This is a genomic window from Alkalibacterium iburiense (assembly GCF_039521845.1).
GTDB lineage: Bacteria > Bacillota > Bacilli > Lactobacillales > Carnobacteriaceae_A > Alkalibacterium > Alkalibacterium iburiense.
The window spans coordinates 6,877-11,754 of record NZ_BAAACW010000145.1 but is presented as its reverse complement, the minus strand read 5'-3'; the positions used below and the strand labels follow the sequence as shown (position 1 = coordinate 11,754).

Below are 4,878 nucleotides of genomic sequence, written 5' to 3'. Positions count from 1 at the left end.
GAGAAAACCACATGTGAGGAATGTAACAAGTAGTAAGTACTAGTTCTTTTTAATTTAATGCAACACTAGTGATACTTTTTATTCTTTATAAGAATAGAAGAGATGGTAAAATCAACCCCGACAAGCGACTTATCTTTATCGATATAGTCGTCAAGATATTGTTGGAGCTAACGACTATCATGTCGAACAAGCATCCGCTTTAAGTTGGGTACAAAGCTCTGAATTTTCAGGGCTTTTTCTTTGACTATTATGTAAATTTTAAGGTCTCCATTTCGATTTTACTTGAGATGATGTTATAATAAAAAGAAAGAGCCGTTAAACACGAACTTGGGGTGAAAGAAATGGTTCGACTATTTATTAATCAAGAATACATGTCGCTCCAGAACCGAATGATTGTAAAAGACTCTTCTGGTCAAGAAGTCTTTTTAATTGTAGGAAAGTGGGGCCGACTAGGCGATAAGATGACCGTTTATTCAATGGATGGCGATCGTTTGGTAGAAGCCAAGCAAACTGTTTTATCTCTCTTTCCTAAATTTACCTTGTATAAAGATGGTGAAAACATTGGAGCGATAAAAAAGAGACCGGGCTTACATGGCATTAAGAAGCCAACCATCTATGTCAGTCGTTTAAATTGGGTCGTGCATCCGGACTTTGAAAATCATGTATTTACAGTTAGACATTTCGCAAGGAAAATCATGACGATTGAAAAAACTGTCTCTTCTCTCGGGGACTTTTATATTTTGTCTATTAACAATGAAGAACATGCTTCCATTGCATGTGTCTTAGCCGTTTTACTAGATCACTATATTCAAGATAAAGAATCTCTTATGGAAAGTCATAAGCAGGAAAAATACAGTTTAGGGTTTATGTACCCGATTTGGCTGCGTTTCAAGCGGAATCAGTCCTAACTCTATCAATATAGATCGACAAAAAAGCGTCCAGTATGGGCGCTTTTACTTTTCTATTCAATTAAATGTGCCTGAATCTCTTGAAACGGGTGAGTACAAATAATATGATTTCAATCACTAACCAGGTGGCTCCGAGGGACAGGACGCCATTCATAAAATGAATATCTTGAGAATTATAGAGGAAGTTATGATAGCCTGTTAAAACTGACCCAACTGAGAAAAATGTGGGTGGCAGCAAGCCAATGTCACTAAAGTGGCCAATTCCTCGTGAGAAATACAAGGGTTCAGTGAATAGTACTGATACACCTACTAATAAATTTAAAAATTCCTGTTTAAAGAGAAGGCTTAATCCTATGATGCCTCTTATAAGTACAAGTGAACTGATCAAAATTAAAATAAAAGCTTGCAGTAGCCAGTTCCCTATAGGCACGGTTTCAAATAAGCCCCCGTACAAACTGAAACTGAATGTCGGAACAGGTATGGAAAAAGATCCTATACCGTAGCGCGGACCGATGGTGATAAGCAGTGCCAAGATGCCAGCTGCTAATGTGAGTAAAAAACCAAGAAGCACGACAATCGTCTTTACCATCAATACCTTTCCAAAATGAAGAGGAGCACTGTTAAATAGGGTTCGGTGTCCTTTATTCTTAGTCACTATGTCAACTGAATATAAATTGTGGTATAAAGAAACTATTAAAATGTAAAGCCATGAATAACAAAGATGTAAATAAAATGGCTTTTTTAATTCCAAAGCGTTCTGACCATTTATTCAGCAGAATCCCCCTAAAGAAAAATTCCTCTACAAAAGGACCAATTAAAACTCCTAATATAAACCGATAAAGAAAAGGAGGAGGTATTGGACTAGAAGATTCCAACTCTACAGAAATAACTTCAAAGAATTTCATTCCTCCAGGAAGTAATAGTATTTAGCGAAGGAAAAAGAATAGACTAGTAATTGATACTATTGTTCCAATTAACAATAAAAACAAAAAATATAACATTATCTTTAACTCTATTTTTTTCTCTCCTATTAGATGAAATACTCTGATATTATTTTTATGTAGGTGATATATAGAAGCTAATAACACAGAAAAATAAAATAAAGAATCTATTAAAAAGTCAAAGAACTGGGTATAAGAATCTGGTATAACAGATATGACAGTCATAGTACATAATACTATGAGTATCAGAAATAATATAATCGTTAATATGATTTTTCCTATAGATACTTTCTGTAAAGATGATTGCATTTGATTCCTTCTTTCATATTTTATTAAGTCCTGATGTTATTTGTATATGTAACCGTTATTATTTTTTAAACTATATTATACAGATTGTAATGAAGCAAATGGGTATAGGAGAAATCTATCCTATTAGTTGGGATTTTTTTAGTTTATTAGAACAGTGTAACCAAAAAAGGATGACTAATGAAGATAATGCCAATATAGTGGCTGCCTTCTTAGAATTTATGATACCAACATGTCAATACATTATTTACAACAGAAAATGAATGTGGGGTGAGGAAAATGGCCATAAAAAGGAAAATAAAAAACTAGGTAACTCTTTAACGATTAGCATACCTTCAGAATTTAACGTAGAAGAGGGTAAAGAATACTATATGACGAAAGATCAAAATGGGATCATTACTTTGATGCCTAAAATAGAGGATTATTTCTCTAATGCGAAAGCAGGATTCTATGAATCTATGGAATGGGATGATATATACAAACCTGAAGGTAGTGAGCGGGATATATGATCGGCATTCCAATCGAGATGGTAGTATGCGGAATAATTTGGATCACTCAAGAGTGTATGAAATAACAGTCATCTCCTGTCATATGAAGCACGTTTGATCGTACCCTTTAAACTTAAAAAAAGTCAGTCAAAACAGATTTCAAATCCATTATGACTGACTTTTTTTGTTGTTTATTTATTGACTACTTTTTGCATATGATCGTAACGGTGATCCGCTAGAACAACTTCTCCCGTTTTTTTAAACCCTTGCTTTTTGTAAAGTTTACGTGCTTTCGGGTTGTCATGGTCCACATTTAAACCGACAACTGGCAGGCCCGCTTCAGACGCTTGTTTATAAGTGGCTTGCATCAGTTCTTTGCCCACGCCTCTTCCCCTAAAGGATGGTTTGGTGACTAATGAGTCCAAGTACCATTCCCCTTCAAAAGTCTCTTCATCCATAGACGTTTCAAATAGCGGTAAATTGTAGTCTGTTAGTATGTCTTCAAGCGGTTCATATACTTCGTCACTGAGTCCGCCATCATAAGCAAAACAAAAACCGGCTATTTCACCATCTATCTCTTTTACTAGAGCATTGGCATACCCATGGCGAATTGTTTCTCGTTTTGCGGCATCCACTAATGCCGGCTTTAATTGACTCCACGATACTTTTTCTAAAATGGGTAGTTCCATATCGGTTAAAATGATCTTGAATAACTCTACTATTTCTTCTGCATCTTCTTTTCTGGCTTCTCTTATCATTTAATCAATTAACTCCTTAGTTTGGTGTTGCTTCTAACGTTTCTTTTATTCGTTCGGCGACAGCTTTAGGTATCCCTAAGCCGGTCAACTCTTCCAGCTCTGCTTCTTTGAGTCGTTTCATTGATTTGAAATGACGCAACACTTTAGTACGTGTCTTGGGTCCGACTCCCTGAATATTATCCAATTGACTCGTAAAACTGTTTTTACTGCGCACACTGCGGTGGAATGTAATCGCAAAGCGGTGCACTTCTTCTTGAATACGCTGAACCAGATGGAAAGCTTGACTCCTTGGATCTAAAACAATAGGGTCTAAGTTTTCTCCAAAAATAAGTCCGGCTGTTCGGTGTTTGTTATCTTTTACCATTCCAGCAACCGGAATAGTTAACCCAAACTCATTCTCCAATACATCCACTGCGGCATTCACTTGAATTTTACCCCCATCCATTAAAATCAGATCAGGCAGTTCTTTCCCTTCTTTTAAGAGACGGGAATACCTTCTGCGGATGACTTCCTGGGTGGTCGCATATTCATTACTTCCCACGACCGTTTTTATTTTATACTTACGGTAATTGGTCTTATCCGGATTGCCGTCTTTAAAGGAAACCATAGCAGACACCGGACTGGTTCCTTGAATGTTGGAGTGGTCAAAAGCTTCAATCCGCTCAATGTAAGGCAAGCCCATTCTCTGGGACAGTTCTTCCATGGCGCCAGTAGTCTTGCGTTCTTTCATTTCAATTAAACGGAATTTTTCTTTAAGCGCCAGCTCACTATTTTTCCCTGTCAAATCCAGCAATTCTTTTTTCCGTCCCTGTTTAGGAATAAAGACTTTGGTTTCCAACGTTTCTTCTAATAAGGCGCGGTCCACACTCTCGGGCACGTAGACTTCTTTAGGAATCTGGTTATTTTTATCCTGATAATATTGGATAATAAAGCTCAGGAGTTCTTCTTCAGGCGTATCAATGACTGGAAACATGGTTGCGTCTCGTTTGATTAATGTGGCTTGTCGCACAAAAAAGACTTGAATCGAAATCCAGCCTTTATCCATATAATAATTAAAGAAGTCTCTCGGCGTGAAATTATTGGAGATAATGGACTGCTTTTCAACGGTGCGCTCAATATAGGCAATTTGATCTCTAAATTCGGCTGCCCTTTCGTAGTTCATCTCTCGAGCCGCTTCTTCCATTTTATCCCGCAAGTCTTTCTTAATATCTTGAACATTTCCGTTTAAAAAGGACCGGATGCGTTTGATTTGTTTTTCATATTCTTCTACCGGCACTTCATGGTCACACGGACCAATGCATTGGCCAATATGGTAGTAGAGACAGGCTCTTTTTTGATGCCCATTGCATTTTCTCAAAGGATATATTTTTTGAATGAGCTGCTTGGTTTCTGAAGCTGCCCAAACATCTGGATACGGTCCGAAGTAATGTGCCCCGTCTTGTTCGACTTCAGAACTGATGACTAACTGCGGATCACG

Annotated in this window: 6 protein-coding genes; 2 read left to right on the top strand and 4 right to left on the bottom strand. The window is 37.2% G+C overall.

Annotated elements, in window-relative coordinates; translation table 11 throughout:
• Positions 1 to 341: 341 nt before the first annotated feature.
• Positions 342 to 908, top strand: a complete 567-nt coding sequence (locus tag ABDZ53_RS11430; protein ID WP_343756642.1) for an LURP-one-related/scramblase family protein — start codon at positions 342 to 344, stop codon at positions 906 to 908.
• 61 nt (positions 909 to 969) lie between these two features.
• Here the strand turns inward: ABDZ53_RS11430 and ABDZ53_RS11425 are convergent, their stop codons facing one another.
• Both ABDZ53_RS11425 and ABDZ53_RS11420 read right to left on the bottom strand, forming a co-directional pair.
• The gene (locus ABDZ53_RS11425) at positions 970 to 1,497 is read right to left on the bottom strand and encodes a hypothetical protein (protein WP_343756640.1); all 528 of its coding nucleotides are present in this window, start codon (positions 1,495 to 1,497) and stop codon (positions 970 to 972) included.
• Positions 1,498 to 1,567: 70 nt separating this feature from the next.
• Positions 1,568 to 1,813 carry a CPBP family intramembrane glutamic endopeptidase gene (locus tag ABDZ53_RS11420; RefSeq protein ID WP_343756639.1) on the bottom strand — a complete coding sequence of 82 codons (246 nt, stop codon included), beginning with the start codon at positions 1,811 to 1,813 and terminating at the stop codon, positions 1,568 to 1,570.
• Positions 1,814 to 2,418: 605 nt separating this feature from the next.
• On the opposite strand from ABDZ53_RS11420, the gene mazE reads away from it, so the two are divergent.
• Positions 2,419 to 2,664, top strand: coding sequence for a type II toxin-antitoxin system PemI/MazE family antitoxin (mazE, locus tag ABDZ53_RS11415; protein WP_343756638.1), 246 nt, complete (start codon positions 2,419 to 2,421; stop codon positions 2,662 to 2,664).
• A 170-nt stretch (positions 2,665 to 2,834) separates the two neighbouring features.
• Here mazE and ABDZ53_RS11410 read toward each other — a convergent pair whose 3' ends face one another.
• Positions 2,835 to 3,401 (bottom strand): GNAT family N-acetyltransferase, encoded by a 567-nt coding sequence (locus ABDZ53_RS11410; RefSeq protein ID WP_343756636.1) that lies wholly within the window; start codon positions 3,399 to 3,401, stop codon positions 2,835 to 2,837.
• 16 nt (positions 3,402 to 3,417) lie between these two features.
• A partial coding sequence (gene uvrC / locus ABDZ53_RS11405; protein WP_343756634.1) for an excinuclease ABC subunit UvrC occupies positions 3,418 to 4,878 on the bottom strand: 1,461 nt, incomplete at its 5' end.